This is a genomic window from Leucobacter sp. OH1287, from assembly GCF_003859945.1.
Taxonomy (GTDB): domain Bacteria; phylum Actinomycetota; class Actinomycetes; order Actinomycetales; family Microbacteriaceae; genus Canibacter.
Genome location: NZ_RQYM01000001.1, coordinates 128,942 through 151,954 on the forward strand (window position 1 = coordinate 128,942; position 23,013 = coordinate 151,954).

Annotated in this window: 20 protein-coding genes; 18 read left to right on the forward strand and 2 right to left on the reverse strand. The window is 59.9% G+C overall.

Annotated elements, in window-relative coordinates; translation table 11 throughout:
• Positions 1–18: 18 nt before the first annotated feature.
• The 18 genes from dnaJ to EII30_RS00640 all read left to right on the forward strand — a co-directional run bounded on the left by dnaJ (position 19) and on the right by EII30_RS00640 (position 20,042).
• The gene (dnaJ, locus tag EII30_RS00555; protein WP_124885382.1) at positions 19–1,122 is read left to right on the forward strand and encodes a molecular chaperone DnaJ; all 1,104 of its coding nucleotides are present in this window, start codon (positions 19–21) and stop codon (positions 1,120–1,122) included.
• Positions 1,122–1,886, forward strand: a complete 765-nt coding sequence (locus tag EII30_RS00560; RefSeq protein ID WP_124885383.1) for a 16S rRNA (uracil(1498)-N(3))-methyltransferase — start codon at positions 1,122–1,124, stop codon at positions 1,884–1,886. The genes dnaJ and EII30_RS00560 overlap by 1 nt, the downstream gene beginning before the upstream one ends.
• Positions 1,887–1,900: 14 nt before the next feature.
• Positions 1,901–3,169 carry a sensor histidine kinase gene (locus EII30_RS00565; protein ID WP_124885384.1) on the forward strand — a complete coding sequence of 423 codons (1,269 nt, stop codon included), beginning with the start codon at positions 1,901–1,903 and terminating at the stop codon, positions 3,167–3,169.
• 14 nt (positions 3,170–3,183) lie between these two features.
• On the forward strand, positions 3,184–3,864 hold the full coding sequence (locus tag EII30_RS00570; protein WP_124885385.1) for a response regulator transcription factor: 681 nt from the start codon (positions 3,184–3,186) through the stop codon (positions 3,862–3,864).
• A gap of 119 nt (positions 3,865–3,983) precedes the next feature.
• A complete protein-coding gene (locus EII30_RS00575; RefSeq protein WP_124885386.1) occupies positions 3,984–4,772 on the forward strand; it encodes an ABC transporter ATP-binding protein in 789 nt (262 codons plus the stop codon).
• 8 nt (positions 4,773–4,780) lie between these two features.
• Positions 4,781–6,187 carry an ABC transporter permease gene (locus EII30_RS00580; protein ID WP_124885387.1) on the forward strand — a complete coding sequence of 469 codons (1,407 nt, stop codon included), beginning with the start codon at positions 4,781–4,783 and terminating at the stop codon, positions 6,185–6,187.
• Positions 6,188–6,286: 99 nt separating this feature from the next.
• Positions 6,287–6,634: an HIT domain-containing protein gene (locus EII30_RS00585; RefSeq protein ID WP_124885388.1), complete on the forward strand. Its 348-nt coding sequence runs from the start codon at positions 6,287–6,289 to the stop codon at positions 6,632–6,634.
• Positions 6,627–7,571 carry a PhoH family protein gene (locus tag EII30_RS00590; protein ID WP_124885389.1) on the forward strand — a complete coding sequence of 315 codons (945 nt, stop codon included), beginning with the start codon at positions 6,627–6,629 and terminating at the stop codon, positions 7,569–7,571. The genes EII30_RS00585 and EII30_RS00590 overlap by 8 nt, the downstream gene beginning before the upstream one ends.
• A 61-nt stretch (positions 7,572–7,632) precedes the next feature.
• The gene (gene ybeY, locus EII30_RS00595) at positions 7,633–8,100 is read left to right on the forward strand and encodes an rRNA maturation RNase YbeY (protein WP_124885390.1); all 468 of its coding nucleotides are present in this window, start codon (positions 7,633–7,635) and stop codon (positions 8,098–8,100) included.
• A gap of 10 nt (positions 8,101–8,110) precedes the next feature.
• Positions 8,111–9,544, forward strand: a complete 1,434-nt coding sequence (locus EII30_RS00600) for a hemolysin family protein (RefSeq protein ID WP_124885391.1) — start codon at positions 8,111–8,113, stop codon at positions 9,542–9,544.
• Positions 9,537–10,460, forward strand: coding sequence for a GTPase Era (gene era, locus EII30_RS00605; RefSeq protein ID WP_124885392.1), 924 nt, complete (start codon positions 9,537–9,539; stop codon positions 10,458–10,460). The genes EII30_RS00600 and era overlap by 8 nt, the downstream gene beginning before the upstream one ends.
• Before the next feature lie 173 nt (positions 10,461–10,633).
• Entirely contained in the window at positions 10,634–12,373 is a 1,740-nt protein-coding gene (leuA, locus tag EII30_RS00610) for a 2-isopropylmalate synthase (protein WP_124885393.1), read from the forward strand.
• A 156-nt stretch (positions 12,374–12,529) separates the two neighbouring features.
• Positions 12,530–13,153, forward strand: coding sequence for a Holliday junction branch migration protein RuvA (gene ruvA, locus EII30_RS00615; RefSeq protein ID WP_124885394.1), 624 nt, complete (start codon positions 12,530–12,532; stop codon positions 13,151–13,153).
• Between the two features lies 1 nt (position 13,154).
• On the forward strand, positions 13,155–14,153 hold the full coding sequence (ruvB, locus tag EII30_RS00620) for a Holliday junction branch migration DNA helicase RuvB (RefSeq protein ID WP_124885395.1): 999 nt from the start codon (positions 13,155–13,157) through the stop codon (positions 14,151–14,153).
• Positions 14,154–14,203: 50 nt separating this feature from the next.
• Positions 14,204–14,626: a preprotein translocase subunit YajC gene (gene yajC / locus EII30_RS00625; RefSeq protein ID WP_124885396.1), complete on the forward strand. Its 423-nt coding sequence runs from the start codon at positions 14,204–14,206 to the stop codon at positions 14,624–14,626.
• Between the two features lie 34 nt (positions 14,627–14,660).
• Positions 14,661–16,598: a protein translocase subunit SecD gene (secD, locus tag EII30_RS00630; protein WP_124885397.1), complete on the forward strand. Its 1,938-nt coding sequence runs from the start codon at positions 14,661–14,663 to the stop codon at positions 16,596–16,598.
• Positions 16,599–16,600: 2 nt separating this feature from the next.
• The gene (gene secF / locus EII30_RS00635) at positions 16,601–17,629 is read left to right on the forward strand and encodes a protein translocase subunit SecF (RefSeq protein WP_124885398.1); all 1,029 of its coding nucleotides are present in this window, start codon (positions 16,601–16,603) and stop codon (positions 17,627–17,629) included.
• Positions 17,630–17,783: 154 nt separating this feature from the next.
• The gene (locus tag EII30_RS00640; protein ID WP_124885399.1) at positions 17,784–20,042 is read left to right on the forward strand and encodes a bifunctional (p)ppGpp synthetase/guanosine-3',5'-bis(diphosphate) 3'-pyrophosphohydrolase; all 2,259 of its coding nucleotides are present in this window, start codon (positions 17,784–17,786) and stop codon (positions 20,040–20,042) included.
• A gap of 81 nt (positions 20,043–20,123) precedes the next feature.
• Here EII30_RS00640 and EII30_RS00645 read toward each other — a convergent pair whose 3' ends face one another.
• Together EII30_RS00645 and EII30_RS00650 are read right to left on the reverse strand one after the other, a co-directional pair.
• On the reverse strand, positions 20,124–22,337 hold the full coding sequence (locus EII30_RS00645) for a glycosyltransferase (protein ID WP_124885400.1): 2,214 nt from the start codon (positions 22,335–22,337) through the stop codon (positions 20,124–20,126).
• On the reverse strand, positions 22,337–23,011 hold the full coding sequence (locus EII30_RS00650; protein WP_124885401.1) for a hypothetical protein: 675 nt from the start codon (positions 23,009–23,011) through the stop codon (positions 22,337–22,339). Before EII30_RS00650 ends, EII30_RS00645 begins: the two co-directional genes overlap by 1 nt.
• Between the last annotated feature and the right edge of the window lie 2 nt (positions 23,012–23,013).

Here is a 23,013-nt window from a genome sequence, read left to right on the forward strand (position 1 = left end):
GCTAGGAGACACTGCCAGGTGGCTGACCATTATGAAGTGCTCGGCGTGAGCCGAGATGCAACTGACGAAGAGATTAAGAAGGCTTATCGCAAGCTCGCGACCAAGCTGCACCCTGACCGTAATCCGAGTCCCGAAGCTGCCGAAAAGTTTAAAGAGGTGACTCACGCCTACGATGTGCTGAGCAACCCGGAGGAGCGTCGCCGCTACGATATGGGGGGCGCCGAGGGGATGGGTGGATTCACCGACCTGGGCGACTTTCTCGGCAACATGTTCGGCGCCGGTTTTGGCTTTAGCGGATCCGGGCGCCCACGCAGTCGGGTGCAACCCGGTGATGACGCGCTGATCCGCATGGACGTTGAACTGCAGGAGATCGTGTTCGGCGCCTCCCGCGAGATCACAATCAACACCGCGGCGCTCTGCGACACCTGCAAGGGCAGCTGCTGTGCGGACGGCACCCAGCCACGCACCTGCGACATCTGCGGCGGCACCGGTCACGTGCAGCGGCAGGTGCGTTCAATCCTCGGCAACGTTGTCACCAATCACCCGTGCGGATCCTGCGAAAGCTACGGCACCGTGATCGACCGGCCGTGCCTCGACTGCGGCGGAAAAGGCAGGGTGCGGGAGCGTCGGGTAATTAACATTGAGATCCCCTCGGGGATCGAGGACGGCACCCGCCTGCAGATGCGCGGCGCCGGTGAGGTCGGCCCAGCGGGCGGACCAAACGGTGACCTCTACATCGAGTTCAAACTAAAACACAACGACATCTTCAGCCGCGACGGTTACGACCTGCTGTGCACACTGGAGGTGCAGATGGTCGACGCCGTGTTCGGCAAAAACGCGATCCTGCAGTCGCTTGACGGGGAGGTGCTCGCCGAAATCCCGGAGGGTGCACAGTCCGGCGACGTGCTAACCGTCAAGGGCCGCGGCATTACCGAGCTGCACGGCACCAGACGCGGCGATTTGAAGATCGCGCTGCAGGTTATCACCCCCGTGAAACTGAACAAAAAAGAGACCGAGATCCTGCGCGAGTTCGCCAGGCAGCGGCCAACCGAGGCACCGCAGCTTGGCCAGTTCCAGCGCGGCTTCTTCGGTAAACTCAGGGACCGCTTCTTCAACAGCTAATGGCGCACCTCTACTACGACGAAACACTCACCCCGGAGACACTAAAACCCGGCGCCGCACTCACCATCACCGGTGAGGAGGCTAGACACGCGGTTAGTGTTGCGCGCCTGCGCACAGGCGAACAGGTGCTTATCGGCAACGGCGGGGGAGAGATCGCCGTCACCCGGGTGAGTGACGTGGTGAAGGGATCCGCCCCCGCCTTCACCGCTGTTGTGAGTGAACTGCAAACCCCCGCCCCATCGGGGTTAAAAACCGTTTTAGTGCAGGCGCTCGCGCAGGGTGACCGCGACACCCGAGCTGTTGAACAGACAACCGAGTTCGGGGTTAACGCGATTATCCCGTGGGCGGCCAGCCGCTCCGTCTCACTCTGGCAAAACCAGACAAAACAGCAAAAGGGGCAGCAAAAATGGCAGCGGATCGCGAGAGAGGCCGCGAAACAGTCGCTCAGGGCTGTAATCCCCGAGGTGCAGCGGATCCACACAACAGCTGAGCTCGCAAGACTCTGCGGCGAGGCTGGCACGCTCGCGCTGGTGCTGGATCCACGCGCCGAAAACAGACTCAGCCGGGTGCTCGGGCAACTGCCCGCCGCAACAGACACCCTGCTGTTGATAGTCGGGCCAGAGGGCGGCATAACCGAGACCGAGACAACCTCCCTGACAGCCGCGGGAGCCGTGGGCGTTAGGCTCGGCGACACGGTGCTGCGCACCTCCAGCGCGGGCGCCGCAGCGCTCGCCGTCGCCAACACGGTTCAGGAACACTGGTGAGAGCGGGGAGTTAGATGTTACGGCAGCGAGTCAGAAACCTCGGGTTTAAAAGCAGCGACCTCTACCAGCCACTGCACAAAAGCGAGTGGACGCTGTCAATCCTGGGCGCTGTATTCGGTCTGCTGTTTTACCTCGTCGGCACCGTCAACATCCCCTCGACAACACAGCTAATCGCGTGGATCCTGTGCGGCGGCTGCCAGATTGCGGGGCTCGCGCTCGTCAGATTCTCGCCGTTTATTTCCCTGCTGTTAAGCTTCCTCTCGCTGATCGCCAGCTCCGTTGTTGCGATCCCGATGCCCGGCTATTTGGTCGTGCTGGTGCCGATTATCTACTGCGGGGCAGCGTTTTCCAGCCGGGCGTTTAAAAACCTCACCCTGGTTTTTGTGCTGCTCGCGGTGATTGCCGTGTCTATCCAGTTCTTAGTTTATGAGAGTGTCAGTCTGAGTCCTGTAGAAGCGGCATCAAACAGTCCTGTGCCACGCTGGCTTGTAACCGTTATCGCAGGCAGCCTTCTGTTTGGCTTTATCTACATCTCAACCTGGCTTTTGGGAGCGCTCGTCGGCGCCGGCAGAAGAGCAAAAGAGCTGGAGACACAGCAGACAATCGCGCTCGCCGAGATGCGCAGGCTTGAACACCAGACAGCGGTGGCCGCGGAGCGAGCCCAAATCGCCCGTGAAATGCACGACATTCTCGCCCACTCACTCGCCGCGATCGTTGCGCAGGCGGAGGGAACGCGATTCGCCGCCGCCGCGAAACCGGAGTTCGCCCAGCAGGCGCTCGCCGAGATCGCGGACGCGAGCCGCAGCTCACTGCGCGATATCCGCGCGCTGTTAGAGCGGCTGCGTCACCAGCAGGGGGATGGCCCCGGAGCCAGTCTCTCGGACATATCTGACCTGGTCCGCAGCGCTAAAAATGCCGGTTTTGAGGTGGATTTAAGAATCACCGGCGAGGCTGGCGGTCTTAGTGCACTGCAGCAGAGCGCCATCTATCGAATCGCACAGGAGAGTATCACCAACGCGATTAAATACGCGGATCGCTCAAAACCGATTCTGATTGTTGTCGACTGGCACACTTCACAGCTTCGTCTGAGCATCAGCAACCGGGTAGCGCCCGGGCAGCAGTGGAACCAGAAACAGTCTGAGACCGGCAGCGGTTTTGGCCTGATCGGGATGCGGGAGCGAGCGGCGGCGATCGGCGGTCAGATCTACAGCGGCGCGGATCCACAGCTTGGCGATAAAATGTGGAGGGTCACCGTCACTGTGCCGCTTGACCGGGACGCGTAACCGGGGGGAGAAAAATGGGTAACATGATCAGGGTCGCGCTGGTTGATGACCAGGCGATTTTTAGGACGGGCATCAAAATGGTGCTCGAGAGTCAGCCAGATATCACCGTTGTCGGTGAGGCAGAAACCGGGCTGCAGGCTGTTTCGGAATACAGCGGCTGGGACGCGGACGTGATTTTGATGGACGTTAGAATGCCCGAGCTTGACGGTATTCAGGCGACCGTGCAGATCCTCGCGGGGAGGGATTGCGAAAAACCGCGCATTGTGATGCTGACAACCTTCGACCTTGACGATGCGGTTGCCAGGGCGCTGCGTGCGGGCGCGAGCGGCTATCTGCTCAAGGACGCGCAACCGGAGATGCTGCTCGCGAGCATTCGAGCTGCGGCGAGCGGAGCCCCGATTATCAGCGCCAACGCGGCGATTGAGCTGCTGAAGCTGGAGGCGAAATCGCAAGCAACACAGGTGTCCAGGGAGGCCGAGTTTAGCGAGATCCTCACCGAGCGCGAATACGCAATCTTCAAACTCGCGGCGCAGGGTTTAAGCAACCAGGAGATAGCCAAACACGAGTTCGTCACCGAGTCAACCGTGAAAACCCACATCTCCCGGATCTTCCAAAAGCTCGGCTACCGGGATCGGGTGCAGCTGGTGATTGACGCCTACGAGGCCGGGATTATCTCCCCGGGGCAGGCGCTTTAGCCCCGATCAGCGGCTGTTTTAGGGCTGTTCTGTGGCTGTATCGCGAATCATACCAGGGGACGACCAACATCAAACCTGAGACTACAGCTGTTTTGTTGCGCTCTAAATAGACTGACAATATGGCTATTGTAAATCTACAGAACGTATCAAAGTACTACGGAACAGCGGAGACCAGGGTTGTTGCCCTCAACAACGTGACGCTCGGCATTGAGCAGGGCGAGTTCACCGCGATTATGGGCACAAGCGGATCCGGTAAGAGCACCCTCATGCACCTCGCCGCCGGTCTCGACTCGGTTAGCGAGGGCAGCATCTGGTACGGCAACACCGACATCACAAAGCTCGGTGACAAGTCGCTAACACTGCTGCGCCGGCGCAATGTCGGGTTCGTCTTCCAGTCCTTCAACCTCGTCCCAACCCTGACCGCGCTGCAGAACATTGAACTGCCCTTCGACCTCGACGGTAAAACCATCGACGCCACAACCCGGCAGCGAATCAACGACCTAGTGAACCTGCTCGGCCTCAGCGAGCGGATCCACCACACCCCGGATCAGCTCTCCGGCGGCCAGCAGCAGCGCGTTGCGATTGCCCGCGCGCTCGCCGGCAGCCCGGATGTGATCTTCGCTGACGAGCCAACCGGTAACCTGGACAGCCACAACAGCGCTGAGGTGCTGAGGATTCTGCGCGAGGCGGTAAAGAGGTACGGTCAGACGCTGGTGATGGTGACCCACGACCCGGCCGCTGCTGCGACGGCGGATCGCATTATCCACCTCCGTGACGGCGTTGTGATCTCGGATGTTCGTCAGCAGAACGGGGCAGGCGCCGCGGATCCAGCTGCCGCCGGTGCTAACCCGGTCGCCGGTGCTAACCCCGCTGCGGCCGGTGTTGCTGCCGACTCAACCGAGAAGTAGGTGCGATCATGGCAAATCCAGCACTGAAGTCGATTATTAAACCCGGCGATCTGACCGCCGTGGGCACTGTCTCGCTGATAGCAGCCGCGTTCTCAGCAGCAATCGCGAACATTGGTGCGAAGGCCAACGTGGTTGCAAAGCACCTCTCCGAGCAGGGTTTTTCTACCGGTGCCGAAACGGTGATGTCGTTTATTATTGTGGCGCTCGGTCTGTTTTCTGCGGCGGTTGTCACCTCAAACATTATGAACACGGTGGTCAGCTGCAACGGCAGGGCGATTGCGCTGCTCAGGCTGCTCGGGTATCAGAGCTCCCAATTGCGCACTAAACTGTCGCTGAAAGCGGTTGCGGCGAGCCTGATTGCCACGGTTATCGGTGTTGCCGCCGGCGCGGTTATCTCTAACCTGCTTGAGGAGCCGATGTTCGGTCAGTATGACATCGCGCTGCCGCAGTTTAGTGTTGAGTGTGTTGTTGTCGGAATACTGATTGTCGCTATCACCTTTATCAGCGCGTACCGGGGTACCAGGAGGGTGACGAAAATCACCCCGCTGCAGGCGCTCAGCCAGACCCACCTGCTGCAGCGGGAGCGCGCAACCCTGCTGCCGGCTGGCATCATTGGCGGACTCCTGCTGCTCGCTGCTGTTGTGCTCGCCTGGTTTGCGCTTGACATCGCATTCAACGAGGAGGCAACCGCTGAATCCAGTACTAGGGCGCTGCTGCTCGGCTTTAGCAGCGGACTGCTCGCGCTTATCGGCCTGCTGGTCGGCGCCTCCGTTGTGATCCCGGGTGTTATCCGTGGTGTTCTAAAACTCCTCGGCAACAAGCCGGCGGTGAGGATCGCGAGGCGCAACGCGGTTAGCGACCCGAAGCGCACCGGCCGCGCGGCAACCGGTCTGATCATCGGTATCACCCTGATCACCATGTTTGCAACAGCTGGTGCTACTCTTCGCCACAGTTTTGAGATTGAGAGTCAGGGTCGTGAACCAGAGCTGCGGGAGTTGATTTTACAGATGATGGATATGATAATCAGCATCACAATCGGCCTGGTTGCAATCTCCGCTGTGCTCGCGATTGTCGGCATTATCAACAACGCGATTGTTACCGCGGCCTCTCGGAAGCGCGAGTTTGGGCTGCTACGCTCCCTCGGTTTCACCAAGGCGCAGATTAGCCGGATGATGATTATCGAGTCGGTCGGTCTGTCACTCATCGCAACCACCTTTATTGGCGCGTTCGGTGTTGCATACGGCCTGATTGCAGCGAAGGTGGCACTGTTTAACAATATGCATGACCCGGTTATCCCGTGGCCGCTTTTGGGCGGACTGTTCGGCGGTGCGGTGCTGGTGACAGTGGCAGCCGCGGCGGTGCCAATCTACCAGATTAACCGTCTGGATCCGGTAAAGGCGCTCGCACAAAACTAGCGAGCAACACAGTCAGCGCAGCAATCGGGAGGGTGAACACGGTTGCTGCGCTGCTGCTTTTTCTGAGCGATTTTCAGTGTTGTTCGCTAGACTTATGGCATGGCAGCCGACACAGTTTTTACAAAGATTATCGCGGGTGAGATCCCCGCCAAGATTCTGGTTGAGACAGAGAACGTTATCGCTTTCCCAGACCTTAACCCGCAGGCTAAGGTGCACATTCTGGTGATCCCAAAAACCACCGAGTACGACAATGTTACCCAGCTTGCTGCGGCGGATCCGGCGCTGCTCGCCGAGATTGTCGGGGTTGCGCAAAAGCTCGCCTCCGAGCACGCAAACGGTGACTACCGTCTCATCTTTAACAGCGGAGCGAGCGCCGGGCAGACCGTGTTCCACGTGCACGCCCACGTGCTCGCCGGGGATCTTGAGGAGCGCAGCCTAGTTGGATAGCAGCGGAGTGCAAACCCGATCCATTCTGTTAAGCGGTGTCTACCTACCGGAGTTTCTCGGTGAGGGTGAGAAGCTGCTAAAAAGCATTGAGCGTGAACACCCCGGTGTGAAGTTTCACCTGCGCGACCACCTGCTCAGTCTCAGCGGCAGTGAGGCAGACATTAAAAAGGCTGAGGCGGTTGTGTTTGCGGCGCTGGAGATCGCCAGGAGACGGGGGATTCCAACCGGTCGGGACGTGCAAAACCTGAGCGGTGCAGGATCGCCGGAGGAGGGGGTGAAGCAGCTTGGAGAGCCGATTCTGACGGTGCGGGGTCGGGGGATCCGCCCACAAACCGAGGGGCAGCGGGAGTATGTGCAGGCGATTGAGAACTCGACGGTCACCTTCGGGGTTGGCCCCGCGGGAACCGGTAAAACCTACCTCGCGATCGCGGCCGCTGTGAGGGCGCTGCAGAAGCGGGAGATCGCGAAGATTGTGCTGACCCGTCCGGCGGTTGAGGCGGGGGAGCGGCTCGGGTATTTGCCCGGCAGCCTGGAGGATAAAATCGACCCGTATCTGCGGCCGCTGTTTGACGCGCTCAGTGCGATGCTGGATCCGGACGCGGTGCCGCGGATGCTGGAGAGCGGCACCATCGAGGTTGCGCCGCTTGCCTATATGCGCGGTCGCACACTAAACGAGTCGTTTGTGATCCTCGACGAGGCGCAGAACACAACAACCGAGCAGATGCGGATGTTCCTGACACGGCTCGGGTACGGATCCAAAATGGTTGTGACCGGTGATCTCACCCAGATCGACCTGCCGGTGAAGAACAGCGGACTCGCTGAGGCGGTGAGACTGCTTTCGGCGGTTGACGACATCTCGGTTGTTAACCTGACGGCGGGGGATATTGTGCGCAACGAGCTGGTTAGCAGAATCGTTGACGCCTACGCACAGCAGTAGTTGCTGTGATTGCAGAAGTGGCAGAAGAAGCAGTAGTAGCAGTAGTAGCGGAGTCCTAAAAGTGGCGATTGTATTTCAGAATGAATCAGACAGCGAGCTTGTTACCGGCAGGCTTGAAAGGCTTGCCGAATACCTCTTTAAGCGGTTGTATCTGCACCCGGAAACCGAGCTCAGCGTCAGTTTTGTGACACCTGAGGCGATGGAGAAACTGCACATCGAGTGGATGGACGAGCCCGGGGCGACCGACGTGATGAGCTTCCCGATGGACGAGCTGGTGCCCGGATCCGAGGGCGAGTTAACCCCGCCGGGAATGCTCGGCGATATTGTGATCTGCGTTGCTGTGGCGGCTGAGCAGGCGGATGCTGCGGGTCACAGCCTGCTCGACGAGTGCGCGGTTTTGCTCACCCACGGGGTTTTGCACCTGCTTGGCTACGACCACGCAACCCCGGTTGAGGAGGCTGAGATGTTCGGACTGCAGGGGCAGCTGCTCGCCGATTTTGCGGCGGCGGATCCGGACGGCGAGGCCTAGAGGTTAGCGGATGTCGATTGGTTTAGCTATCTCGCTGCTGTTTGCCGCGCTGCTGTCGCTGACGCTGGCGGGGCTCCTCGCCGCGGCTGATTCGGCGCTGCACGTCCGATCCCGCTCCGAGATTTACCGGATGGCGGAGGGGTCGCGCCGCAGTGACCGCTCGCTGCGCGCTATCGCCGACGACGAGCAGTCGCACATTAACGCGGTTAGCTTCACCAGGATTATTGCCGAGAGCCTCGCCGCCGTGTTCATCACGGTTGTGCTCGCCTACACAATCGATCAGCTGTGGCTGACACTGATCACCGCAACGCTTGTGCTGGTTGTCTCAACGCTGCTGCTGGTGGGTGCGAGTCCGCGCGCGTTCGGCGCCAACTATCCGGAGCGGGTTCTGCGGCTCACCGCCAACCTGGTGCGGTTCCTCGGGGTTCTGCTGTCACCGCTGTCGGCGATGATCTCAAACCTCACCGGCAGGGTTGCAACGAGGGCGGAGAACCTCGGGGAGTCGACGGAGGCTGATAAACAGATTCTCTCGCTTGTGGATCGCGCCGCGGAGAGGCAGCAGATCGAGGAGGACGACCGCAACTACATCCGCTCGCTGATGCGGCTCGGTGACACGCTGGTGCGAGAGCTGATGGTGCCGCGCACCGACATGCAGACGGTCGCCGCAACCGACACTGTGCGGCAGGCGCTGGAGCAGCTGCTGGCGTCGAGGCACTCGCGGATGCCGATTATTGCAACCGATGTGGACGATGTTCTGGGCATGGTTTATCTGCGTGACGCGAGCGGGTTTGTGCTGCGTTACGGCGAAACCGCTGAGACCGCCCATGCCACCCGGATTATGAAACCGGCGATGTTTGTGCCGGATCTGATGCGCGCCGACGATCTGCTGCAGCAGATGCAGCGCGAGTCACAGCATCTCGCGCTCACCGTTGACGAGTACGGTGGCATCTCCGGTCTGATCACGCTTGAGGACATCCTGGAGTCGCTGATCGGTGATATTAGCGATGAACACGACCGTGAGGATCCCGACACGGAGCTGCTGTCTGACGGCACCTTCGCGCTAAACCCGCGCGTCACCGTCACCGAGCTTGGTGAGCTGTTTGGCATCGAGATTGACGATGACGAGGTTGATACGGTCGCGGGTCTGCTGGTTAAAGAGCTGGGTAAACTCGCCGAAGCCGGCGACACGGTCGATGTTGCCGGGATCCGCCTAACCGTCACCGAGGCAGACAGACGCAACACCATCACCGCTATTAACGCGCGGTGGATCGGGGACGCCGAGGAGCCGGAGGCGGTCACCGCGCAGGCTGCCCGGGGTGCCGCGGAAGACTCGGGAGAGCGCACACCGGGCGCGGCAGAGAATCTCGGCGAGGCGCAAACAGCGCCGGCGGGTGGCGCAGCGCAAACTTTTGGGGAGCAAGGGAAAGGGGACAGCAATGACTAGCAGTTTTGGTGAGCCAGTCGAGGCGCAGGCAGACGACTTCCGCGCCGGCTTTATTAGCTTTGTCGGCCGGCCAAACGTCGGAAAATCAACTCTCACCAACGCCCTTGTTGGGGAAAAGATCGCGATCACAAGCCCGAAACCGCAGACGACGAGGCGGGTTATTCGCGGCATTGTGCACAGGCCCGCCGGGCAGTTGATTATTGTCGACACCCCCGGGATCCACCGCCCGCGCACACTGCTCGGGCAGCGACTGAATGACACGGTGAGCGCGGTGCTCGGTGACGTTGACGTGATCGGCATGTGCGTTCCCGCAACCGACCGGGTTGGCCCCGGTGACAGGTTTATCAGGGATCAGCTTGACCGCTTCAGGCACGCTAAAAAGGTTGCGATCGTCACGAAGATTGATGAGGCTGACAGTGCCACGGTGATTGAACGGCTCGCGGAGGTTGACGCGCTCGGTGACTGGGAGGCGGTTGTGCCGGTTTCCGCAGTTAAGGGCAGCCAGCTGGACACGCTCAGCGATGTGCTGATCAGTCTGCTGCCGGTTTCCCCGCCGCTCTATGATTTTGAGCAAAACACGGACGAGACCACAGAGGATCGGATCGCAGAGCTGATTCGTGAGGCCGCGCTCGACGGTGCTCGTGATGAACTGCCGCACTCCATTGCCGTCACAATCGACGACCAGGAGCGACGCGACGACGGGCTTTTGCAGCTTTTCGCGTCCATCTATGTTGAGCGTGACAGTCAGAAGGGCATTATTATCGGCAAGGGCGGATCCAGGCTGCAGCGGATCGGATCCGCAGCCCGCTCGCAGATTCAGGAACTGCTCGGTGAACGGGTTTATTTGTCGCTGCGGGTGAAGGTTATGAAGGAGTGGCAGCGGGACCCGAAAGCGCTCGGCAAGCTCGGTTTCTAGGGCGAAAGCTGGGTTGCCTGACACACCCTGCCAAAATATGTGGTGTAGAATAAAATCATGCACAGACCGCTAACGCTGCTTAGTAGCCGCGACGAGTCCTAAACTAGGCCTTACTCGTCGCGGGGTTTTGTATTGGGGTCACCCACCATTTTTTTCAGCGAAAGAGTTTAACAGTGCAAAACACACAGCAGGCATCGGGAATGCCGTTTCATCGTTACCGTCCGTTCCACGAACAGATTAAGGTAGACCTGCCAGACAGAACCTGGCCAAACAAGCGAATCACCAAGGCTCCGCGCTGGTGCGCCGTCGATCTGCGTGACGGCAACCAGGCGCTGATTGAGCCGATGAGCCCGGAACGCAAGCGTAAAATGTTTGATCTGCTGGTGCGGATGGGCTACAAAGAGATCGAGGTTGGGTTCCCGTCAGCGAGCCAAACCGATTTCGATTTTGTGCGTCAGCTGATTGAAGAGGACGCAATCCCGGAGGATGTCATAATCCAGGTGCTAACCCAGGCGCGTCAGCACCTGATCGAGCGCACCTACGACTCCCTGAAGGGCGCAAAACAGGCGGTTGTCCACCTCTACAACTCAACCAGTGTGCTGCAGCGCGACGTGGTTTTCAACAAGGATAAAGCGGGTATTAAGGAGCTGGCCATTGCCGGCGCAAAGCTCTGCGTCGCCAACGAGTATCGGGTACCCGGCACCAAGATCTTCTACGAGTACTCACCGGAGTCCTACACCGGCACCGAGCTGGAGTACGCGGCCGAGGTTTGTAACGCGGTGCTGGAGGTGTTCCAGCCGACCGCGGATCGCAACGTGATTATCAACCTGCCCGCAACCGTTGAGATGGCGACACCGAACGTTTACGCGGACTCGATCGAGTGGATGAGCCGCAATCTCAACCACCGCGAGAACGTGATCCTGTCACTGCACCCGCACAACGACCGGGGCACCAGCGTCGCCGCCGCGGAGCTGGGATATATGGCGGGCGCGGATCGCATCGAGGGCTGCCTGTTCGGCAACGGTGAGCGCACCGGCAACGTCGACCTGGTGACACTCGGCATCAACCTGTTCACCCAGGGCATCGACCCCGAGATCAACTTCAGCAACCTTGACGAGATTCGACAGGTCGCCGAGTACTGCAACCAGCTGCGCGTCCACGAGCGCAGCCCCTGGTCGGGTGACCTGGTCTACACCGCCTTTAGTGGATCCCACCAGGACGCCATCAAGAAAGGCTTCGAGCGCATGCAGCACGATGCCGAGGCAGCAGGGAAGTCGGTTGACGAGATTGAGTGGGCTGTTCCGTATCTGCCGGTGGATCCGAAGGATCTGGGACGCAACTACGAGGCGGTTATTCGGGTTAACTCACAGTCCGGTAAGGGCGGTGTTGCTTACCTGCTGAAGACCGATTACAGCCTCGATCTGCCGCGCCAGCTGCAGATCGAGTTCAGCGGGATTGTGCAGCGCCACACTGATGGATCCGGCGGCGAGGTGTCGAGCGAGAAGATCTGGGAGATCTTTGCCGACGAGTACCTGCCTGCCAAGGATGCCGCCGAGCGCTGGGGCAAGTTTGAGATCCTCAGCAAGGTTGCCGTTAGTGACGGCGACGGTGAAACCGATTTAACCGTGAAACTGCGCGTGGATGAGGACGAGACCGAGCTGAACGCCGCCGGTAACGGCCCGGTTGACGCCTTTATTCGCGGCTTAAACAAGCTCGACTCGGCGCTCTCCGTGTCACTGTTTGACTACGCCGAGCACTCAATGGGCGGAAACAGTGACGCGGTTGCTGCCTCCTACGTTGAGCTTGAGGTGCACGGCCGCAGGCTGTGGGGTGTTGGGATCGACTCCGACACCAGCCGTGCAACACTGAAGGCGATCACCAGCGCGGTTAACCGCGCCGAACGCGACCGCTAAAATAGGTTCTGTCCGCGGCAGCCGGTTCCGGTTTTTCCTTTACTCCCGGAGCCAGCTGCCGCGGACAGTTATTTCTGCTCCCTCCTGCCGTAAGTAGTTTTCCACAGGCTGGGCGATAAAGTCGAATATTTCTGCGAAACAGGGTATTGTGGCTGTGTGATATCTGCTTTAAAGGGTGAAGTGTTAAGTCGCGGCAGCGACTGGCTGATTGTGCTCGTTGCCGGGGTCGGCTACCGGGTTGAGGTGCCGTCTGCGTTTGCCGCGGCAAGCTATCAGGGTGATGAGGTGTTCCTGCACACTCAGCTGGTGCCGCGTGAGGATTCACTAACCCTGTTCGGTTTCCAAACCGAAGAGGAGCTCAGCGTCTTTAAAATCCTGTTAACGGTTAACGGGGTTGGCCCGCGCACCGCGCTCGGGATCCTCAACACCCTCAGCCCGCAGCAGCTCGCGGCCGCGGTTGCCGCCGAGGACGATAAACCGTTTAAAGCGGTCAGCGGCATCGGCCCGAAAACCGCGAAGCTGATCGTTGTTTCACTCGCGGGCAAGCTCGCGGGGATCGTTGCGGCGGAGGAGCCAGCGGCTGCGCAGGCAGCGGGATCCACCCCGGAGGTTGCATCACAGGTGATTATCGGGCTGGTCGGGCTCGGCTACTCTGAAGCTGATGCGGCGCAGGCGGTTGCGGACGCGGCGGGTGCGGGTGTGGACGCTGACTCTGCCCAGCTTCTGCGTGCGGCGTTGAAGCTTTTGCAGATCCCGAAGCTGAAACAGGGACAGAGGTAGTATGAATCGTGAACTTTCGCCGAGTGCGACCGAGTCCGAACTCAACTTTGAGGGCGCGCTGCGCCCCGCAAACCTGGACGATTTTGTTGGGCAGCAGAAGGTGCGTGAGCAGCTGCGGCTGCTGTTAAACGCCGCGCAGCTGGAGCAGCGCACCCCCGACCATATTCTGCTCGCGGGTCCTCCCGGGCTCGGCAAAACAACCCTGTCGATGATTGTCGCGGCTGAGCTTAACAAGCCGCTGCACCAGACCTCGGGCCCCGCGATCCAGCACGCCGGGGATTTGGCGGCGGTGCTCTCGGCGTTAACTCCCGGTGAGGTGCTGTTTATTGACGAGATCCACCGGATGGCGAGGGCCGCCGAGGAGATGCTCTATCTGGCGATGGAGGACTTCAAAATCGACATTATGGTCGGGAAGGGCGCCGGAGCAACCTCGATTCCGCTGGAGATTGCGCCGTTCACACTCGTTGGCGCGACCACCCGGGCGGGTCTTTTGCCGAACCCGCTGCGTGACCGTTTCGGTTTCACCGCGCACCTCGAGTTTTACAGTGACGGTGAGCTAGAACAGGTTGTGCGTCGGGCGGCAGGCCTTTTAAACCTCGACATCACCGCCGAGGCGGTCGCCGAGATCGCCGGCCGCTCCCGTGGTACACCCCGTATCGCCAACCGGCTGCTGCGGCGTGCGAGAGACTACGCGCTTGTGCACAGGGTGGATCCCGACGCCACCGCCGTCAGGAAGGCGCTTGAGCTCTACGATGTTGATGATCTGGGGCTTGACCGTCTCGACCGGGAGGTGCTGAACACCCTGGTCACCAGGTTCGGGGGAGGACCGGTTGGTCTTTCCACTCTCGCCGTCTCGGTTGGGGAGGAAGCCGAAACAATCGAGTCGGTTGTTGAACCGTTTTTGGTGCGCGCGGGGCTGGTCACAAGAACCCCGCGCGGCCGGATCGCAAGCTCAAAAGCTTGGCAGATCCTAGGTATTGCGCAGCCAGATAGCGTATAGTTATTAAGTTACTGCGTTTTTCGAAAAACCTCTAAGCTAAGGAGAACCCTATGGGCTCGGTAGATCCGACACTACTCATTATGATCGCAGCGATCGCTGTGCTCTTGCTGCTGATGTTCCGCAACGGAAAGAAGCGTCAACAGCAGCAGCGTGAGATGCGCGACAACATGGTGCCGGGCGTTGAGGTTATGCTCGGCTCGGGTCTCTACGGCACAATCGTTGAGATCGACCACGAAAACAACCGTGCAACCCTCTCATCCGGTTCTTCAACCATCGTTGTGCACCCGGGAGCGATTGCGCAGATTGTGCCCGACGACACAGCAGCCGACAGCGAAGAGGTAGCGCCTGCCCAGCCGAGCGACGATATTGCGCCGGATGATGATCCAGAGTTTGGCGAGCGGCTCGCAAAGGGTGAGGCAGCGCTTGACGCAGAAAAGCAGAACAAAGACAGCGAAAACGAAAACGAAAAGTAGTTTCTAAATCCCCTAAGACAGGAATACAAAACAAGTGGCTTCTACACCAGCGGTTAGAAAGGCGCGTAAGTCAATTGGGTGGCTTTTTGCGCTTATCGTCGTGCTGGTCGGTGTTATTGGCATCGGCATCGGGCAGGGCGAAGCAACTGTAACACCAAAACTCGCTCTCGATCTGCAGGGCGGTACCCAAATCCTTCTAGCACCAAAAACCGATAAGGGTGACAGTATTTCGCCCGAGCAGGTTGAACAGGCTGTTGCGATTATTCGACAGCGTGTTGACGCCGCCGGTGTTTCTGAGGCTGAGGTAACAACCCAGGGTGGATCTAACATCCTGGTTGCGATCCCGGGCAAGGTTGATGACGCGACCATGCAGCGGATCGAAGCCTCCGCGAGGTTGGATTTCAGGCCGGTGCTCAGCATCGGCGCGGGTATCCCGATCCAGACAACAGCTGAGGGCGAAAACGCCGCTGGTGAGAGCGGATCCACTGACGAGGCCGCTGACGGAGCAGCCGACGCCGCAGCAACCGACGCCGGTGAGGCAACCGCTGACACCGCAACCGGTGATGCCGCAACCGGTGATGCCGCAACCGCTGACACCGCAACCGGTGATGCCGCAGCTGACGAAGCCGCCACTGACGATGCTGACGCGAGCGGTGACGCGGCAAGCACTGACGCGGCGGGCACCGTCACAACCGTGGGTGGCAAGATCCCGAACCAGGATGACAGCTACTGGCCTGAGACCCTGCCGAAAGAGCCGGGCTCAACCGAGTGGCTGACCCCGCAGATTCTTGCCGCGTTTGAGCAGTTCAGCTGTGCGGACGAGAACATCGCCGATGTTGGCGAGTCCGACGCCAAACGACCACTTATCACCTGTGATCTCACAAAAGAGGTGAAGTACATTCTCGGCCCGGTTGAGATGAACGGTGACGCAATCTCTGATGCGTCCGCGGGACTCGTCACAACCCAGACCGGTGGCAGCACCGGCACCTGGGCGGTAAACCTGGTGCTCAACGCTGACGGCACCAAGAAATTCACCGAGATCAGCCAGCGCCTCTACGGTGCAACCGAGCCGCTTAACCAGTTCGCGTTCGTGATTGACGGTCGTGTGCTGTCAGCCCCGGCAATGCAGGGTCTGATCACCGACGGACGCCCACAGATCACCGGTAACTTCACCCAGGAGGGTGCTGAGGCGGTAGCGGATCAACTGAAGTACGGCGCGCTGCCGATCAGCTTCACCGTGCAGAGCCAAGAGGACATCTCCGCAACACTCGGAACCTCACAGCTCAGCGCCGGTCTGATCGCCGGTCTGATCGGTCTGGTTATCGTTGTTATCTACTCAATCTTCCAGTACCGCGGTCTTGCGGTGCTGACGGTTGCGTCCCTCGCGGTTGCGGCGCTGCTAACCTACCTGCTGTTGACGCTGCTGTCGTGGCGTCAGGGATACCGTCTGTCGCTCGCCGGTGTTGCCGGTATTATCGTGGCGATCGGTTTCACCGCAGACAGCTTCATCGTTTACTTCGAGCGTGTACGCGACTCACTGCGTGACGGTTTCCGACTCTCGGAGGCTGTTGAGCAGGGCTGGAAACAGGCGATCCGCACCATCCTCGCATCTGACGGTGTTAACTTCCTGGCAGCGGCTGTGCTGTTCGCTCTCGCGATCGGTAACGTGCGCGGTTTCGCGTTCACCCTCGGTCTGACAACGCTTATCGACCTCGTGGTTGTTGCGCTGTTCACCCACCCAATGCTGACGCTGATGGCTAAGACCCGCTTCTGGGGTGGTGGCCACCGCTTCAGCGGCCTAAACCCTGACAAGCTCGGTGCGGTCTACCGCGGTCGCGCACAGTTCAGGGCGCAGGCACCAAGCTCCGCTAAGCAGGAGCGGAAACAGCGGGGAGGCAGAAAAGAAGCACAGCGCCGGCAAACAATCGCCGAGCGGAAAGCACTGGCGGCAGCAGAGAGCAAGGAGGGATAGCAGTGGCGAAACGGTCTTTTAGCCAGCTCGGTAATGATCTATACACCGGGGAGAAATCCTTCAACTTTGTTGGCAAGCGTAAAACCTGGTACCTGATTGCGGCGATCGCGATTGCGATCTCGATTATCGGCCCGTTCCTTCGCGGCGGCTTCTCACTCGGTATTGAGTTCACCGGTGGTAGCCAGTTCCAGGTGCACACCCAGGCGGGTCAAGATCGTGACCTGTCCCGCGCAACAGCCGCAGTGAAAGAGGTGCTGCCAAACTCTGAGCCGCGCGTCACACACGTTGGCCAGAGCGATATTCAGGTGCAGACAGAGCAGCTGGAAACAGCCGAGTCTGACAAACTGCGCGGCCTCCTGGCTGAGGCTTACGGCGTTGACGAGAGCGAGGTTACCGCATCCTACATCGGTGCCGTCTGGGGTCAGGACGTAACAAGGCAGGCGATTATCGCGCTGGTTGTCTTCCTCGCCTTTGCCGCACTGGTGATGACGGTCTACTTCAGAACCTGGAAGATGTCGCTTGCGGCGCTGACCGCGCTGATGCACGACCTGATCATCACAGCTGGTATTTACGGCATCAGCGGGTTTGAGATCACACCGGCCGCTGTTTTGGGCTTCCTCACAATCCTCGGCTACTCCCTCTACGACACGGTTGTTGTGTTCGACAAGATTCGTGAAAACACTAAACCGGAGCAGATGGAGGGACGCAGAACCTTCGCTGAGGCGGTTAACCTCGCCGTTAACCAGACCCTTGTGCGATCCATCAACACCTCGGTTGTAGCGATCCTGCCGGTTGCCTCAATCCTCTTCATCGGTGCGTTTGTGCTCGGTGCGGGAACCCTGCGCGACATCGCTTTGGCGCTGTTCATCGGTATTTTGGTTGGTGCCTACTCAACCATCTTTATTGCGGCCCCTGTTTACGCCCAGCTGCGGGCGGGTGAGCCAAAGATTAAGAAGGCTGACGAGCATCTGCTGGAGCAGCGTGCGAAGGCTAGCTCCGACAGCGCTGCACCCGTGACGGCCGTAGGCTAAACACGGGAGCGTGCAATGAATTTGGCTGCGGGTTGTGTAGTAACACCCGCAGCCATTTTTATTGCTAGTCTTTAAGCTAAAGCAAATCTTTATCGGCCACACTGTGCACAGCATGGTGTGAGCGACCCTCAATATTTACTGGTTAGGAGCTACAATGACTGAGTTTGAGCAGAGCAACGGCTCAAGCACACTGCGCCGGTTGATGCCGCGGGTATTTGCGCGCGCCAGTGCTCCTGACTGTTTAAGCAAGCTGCTGCGCACCGTTCGCGGCAACCACCCAAAGTCGGATCTGTCGATTATCACCGAGGCCTACCGTGTCGCCGAGCACGCCCACCGCGACCAGACCAGACGCAGCGGCGAGCCATACATTACACACCCGATCGCGGTTGCCCAGATTCTAGCGGATCTCGGTGTTACCCCGCCGGTTGTTGCTGCGGCGCTGCTACACGACACCGTTGAGGACACCGACTACACCCTCGAAGAGTTAACCGAGCAGTTTGGTGATGAGATCGCGCTGCTGGTTGACGGCGTCACCAAACTGGATAAGGTGCAGTACGGGGATTCTGCGCAGGCGGAGACGGTGCGCAAAATGATTGTCGCGATGACCAAGGACATCAGGGTGCTGGTGATTAAACTCGCCGACCGTCTCCACAACGCGCGCACCTGGGGTTTTATGCCGCAGGAGAAAGCAAAATCGAAGGCGCAGGAAACCCTCGAAATCTATGCGCCGCTGGCTCACCGGCTAGGTATTCAGCCGATTAAAACGGAGCTGGAGGATCTCAGCTTCGCGGTGCTGAAACCAAAGCTGTACACCGAGATTGAGAACCTGGTTAACCGCAGAAGCCCAAAACGGGAAGAACTGGTTCGGACTGTCACCGACGCGATCGAGGAGGATCTGCGTGAAACCCGCGTCCGAGGCACCGTCTCCGGCAGGCCAAAAGAGCTCTACTCGATCTATCAGAAGATGGTTGTTCGTGGCAGAGACTTTGACGACATCTACGACCTGGTCGGGATTCGCGTAATCGTTGAGTCGATTCGGGACTGTTACGCGGTTCTGGGTGCCGTCCACGCGCGCTGGACGCCGATCCCTGGTCGTTTTAAAGACTATATTGCAACGCCGAAGTTTAACCTCTATCAGTCGCTGCACACAACCGTGATCGGTCCCGAGGGTAAGGCGGTGGAGATTCAGATCCGCACAACCGAAATGCACCAGCGGGCAGAGTACGGTGTTGCCGCGCACTGGAAGTACAAGCAGCGTGCGAAGGACGGCAGCCCCGCGAAGGTTGCAACCAAGTCGTCAGAGATGGCGTGGCTGTCGCACATTAACGACTGGCAGGCGGAGACGGAGGATCCGGGCGAGTTCCTGGATGCGCTGCGCTACGAGATTGGCGCTAAAGAGGTTTATGTTTTCACGCCGAAGGGCAGGGTTATTGGTTTGCCGGCGAAGGCAACCCCGGTCGATTTTGCCTACGCGGTGCACACCGATGTTGGGCACCGGACGATGGGTGCGCGGGTTAACGAGCGGATGGTGTCGCTTGCGACTGAGCTGGTAACCGGTGACGTGGTTGAGATCTTCACCTCGAACGATCCCAACGCGGGACCAAAGAAGCACTGGCTGAACTTTGTTAAGAGCCGCCGTGCGCAAAACAAGATCCGCAACTGGTTCACAAAGGAGCGACGCGCTGACGCCGCCGAGCGCGGCAAGGAGCTGATGCTGAAGGAGCTGCGTAAACAGCAGCTGCCGGTGCACCGGATTATGCAGTCTGAGGCGCTGCAGCAGGTGGTTTTGCAGCTGCACTACGTCGATATTGAGGGGCTCTACGCCGGTATCGGCGAGAACAAGGTTTCGGCGCAGTCGGTTGTTGAAAAGATCTCAACCCTGCTTGATAAAGCCTACGGTGACGCCTCCGAGTCGGTTGACCACTCGATTCCGGCGGCGAGTTCGTCACAGCAGCCGAGCTCTGACAGCGGTGTGACCGTGATCGGTGCGTCAGATGTGCTGGTGAAACTCGCAAAGTGTTGCACCCCGGTTCCCGGTGACGAGATTAAAGGCTTTGTCACCAAGGGGATGGGTGTTTCTGTGCACCGCACCGACTGTAAGAACTTCCAGACGCTGATGCAGGCGACCGAGCGACTCACCGATGTGCAGTGGGCACCGAACGCGAAGAGTGTGTTCCTGGTGCACATCCAGGTTGAGGCGCTTGACCGGGCGAGACTGCTCTCTGACGTGACCAACGCGCTCAGTGAGCAGCACGTGAATATCCTGTCGGCGTCGCTGCACACCTCCAACCAGCGTCTCGCGATCTCTCGTTTCACCTTCGAAATGGCGAACGCAACCCACCTGGAGCAGGTGTTAAACGCCGTCCGCCGAGTGGACGGGGTCTACGACGCCTACCGCGTGAACTCGCTGTAGCGCGCTGCTAACCTCGCTGGCTGGTTTGGCCGGTCGCGGCCGCCGCCAGTCTGGCTGGCTTTGGCCAGTAGCGTTGCGCTATCAGCGCTGGTCAGGCTCTGCCTGCAGCGCGTCGGCGAGCTCCGCGGCAACCTGCTCCCAGCTGCGTGACAGGGCTGCCCTGCGCGCTGTTCTGCCGACGCTTTTCAGCAGGTCAGGGCTTGACAGATAGAGCTCTATCTCGGCGGCCCAGCTCTCCGGATCCCGATTTTCAAGCAGCGAACCGGTCGGGCAGACGTTACACTGCCCAGATTTTTGCGCCGCGGCGGCAAGCGCGATTGCGTCCCTGCCGCTTAGATAGTCTGCGAGGTCCTTAACCGACTCCCGCATCCCCGATGAGCGGTGCGCAATAACCGGTGTGCCACAGGCGGCAGACTCCAGGTTGATAATGCCGTAGGTTTCAGAGTAGCTGGGGTTGATCAGCAGGTCTGCGCGGCAGAGCGCGCGGGCAAGCTCCTCACGGTTTTTCGCACCGGCCCAGTTAACCCAGGCGGCAACACCGAGAGAGTCAGAAAGCTGTTTCAGTTCCTGTTCATACCACTCGTAGTCCTTTGAGAAGGCACCGATCATGGTGAGTTTTGGGCGGATCCGCTCGGGAATGTGCGCGAGCACTCGCAGCGCAAAATCGGGGGCTTTCAGCGGCTGCATTCGTCCGGCAAACACGATCTCCGGGGCCCTCACCTGTGCAGCTTCTGGGTTCGGTGCTGCGGCGTGAGCTGCTGCATGCGCTGCTGTCTGTGCGGTCGTGGCGTGCGCTGCACCAGATCGTGACTCGCGGTGATCCACCGGGGAAAACAGCGCGGTGTCAACACCCGGCATCACGATTTTGATCTTTCCTGGATCCGCCCCGTAGCGATCAATAATGGTCTGCTTTTCAGTGTTGCTGACCGCGAGGATCAGGTCGGCGTTGTCGGCGCAGAATTGCTCACCGGCGATACGGCCGGACGATTCCGGTTGCTCACCGAGGGAGATCGCGGCGCCCGGCGGGGCTGCAACCGAGTGGTAGGAGTGGGCGGTTAGTGCGCCGTGCTGTTTCGCGGCGGGCAGGCAGGCAACGCCGGAGAACCAGTGGTGTGTGTGCACAACGGTTGTGTCGGGGGCGATTGTTTTAAGCCAGGTTGTAAACGCCTTTGCAAAGGGCTCAAGCAGCGATTCAGCCTGGCTTTTGGCGACGGTCTCCCACGGTCCCGCGTCTAAAAAGTGCGCGGTCACGCCCGGGGCTACGCTCGCGAACTCAGGCAGTTCCGGGTGATCCTTGCGGGTGACAAGATCCACCTGCCAGCCGCGGGCAGCGAGTGCGATCGCGGTTTCTTTCACCATCACGTTCATGCCTCCGGCGTCGGCCGACCCGGGGTTTGCGAGCGGTGAGGTGTGCACGGTGATCATCGCGATCCGCTGCTTCACCGACCCGTCTGGCTCACCGGGGCTGTAGCTGCGCAGCTGATAGTCGGTTGCGATCCGCTGCTCTTGGCCGCCAACGTGGATCACGCTGGTTTCGCCTACTCGCAGCTGCGTCCGGTAACAGCTGAGCGCGTCACGGGTTTGCTCCAGCATCTCCGGGAAACTCAGTTCGGTGAAGTGCGCAGGGTCGCTTTTCACGCCGGGGGAGGCGATCTCGGTAAACGGCAGTGACAGGATTTTCGCCGCGTGTTTGGCAATGTGGTGCGCCTTCACATGGTCAGGGTGACCGTAGCTGCCGTGTGAGTCGTAGCAGACTATCTCGGTTGCTTGGAAACGCTTCGCGATCGCAACAATATCCGCGGCCGCGTCGGCGATATCGGCTGCGAAGAGGGTGCCCTTGCTGTTTTCTGCGCTTGTGTCTGGCCCGGCGATTGTGGGTGTCACCCACTTCATTCCCGAGTCACGGTAGCGGGTTTCAGGGCTGCCACCGCAGCTTGGCTCGCCGAGGAAGAAATGCTCGGTCACACCTAGTTTTGTGAGCGCGCAGGAGAGTTCCGCGAGCCGGGTTGGCACCAGCTCGTCCGCCGAGGAAAGCGACCCGGCAATAAACTCACCGGCCTCACCGCGTGTGCAAGTGACAACCCCAACTGTGATGCCGGCGGTGGTTGCGGCGGCGGTGAGTGCGCCGGCCTGCAGGCTCTCGTCATCGGGGTGAGCGTGAATAAACAGTGGGCGGATCCGCCCCAGCTGCTGCTGTGGCGAGTGAGCGGCGATATCCTTTAACGCGTCTTTTAACAGCGGGGCTGGTTTGCTAGTAATTGTGATCTCGTCTCTGTCAAAACAAATACCGGTCATTACAAGCTTATCGGTGCTGCCTGAGATTGGGGGAGCGGCCGGAAGCCAGATTGCGTTTTATGACACGCCGGGGTGGGAAGCGGTGAGGGCTCGGGCGCCGCAGGCTCAGGGTTAAGCCCCAAAAGCTCGGCGAAGCTTAGCATCGCTGCGCTGCGTTTCGGGTGGCGCTTGTTTTGCAGCTGGATCCGCACCGTCTTTGCCCCGCCCGGAATCAGGGTGAGCAGCGTTTTGCAGGCGGTGAGCAGCTCCGGGGTTATGGGATCCTCGAAATAGAGCAGGTCAAGCAGGGTGCGCAGCGGGGTTGTCACAAAATACTCGCCGATTGACACAACATCGGTTTTTTGTAGACGACAAAAACTCAGTTCGACGTTGTTGGTTTCGCTGGGGAAGCGGACGCTCGGCAGCACATTCGCGTGGACGTGGACGCCGTCGCTTTCCATCGCACCCCACACCCAGGCGGCGGTTTTCCCTGACGCTGTGGTTTTGTGACCTATCCTATCGCCGATTGCATAAAGGCGCACCGCCGGGCACTCTTGCCAGCTGATGTGCCGGTAGCCGGGGCCGCAGCGCACCAGGTTACCGCGCAGACACTCGGCGCTCAGCACCGCCCGGGGGAGATGGTTGATCTTCGGCGGGACGGTGCCGTAGCGGCTGGCGCGGTTGTGGGTTTTCATAA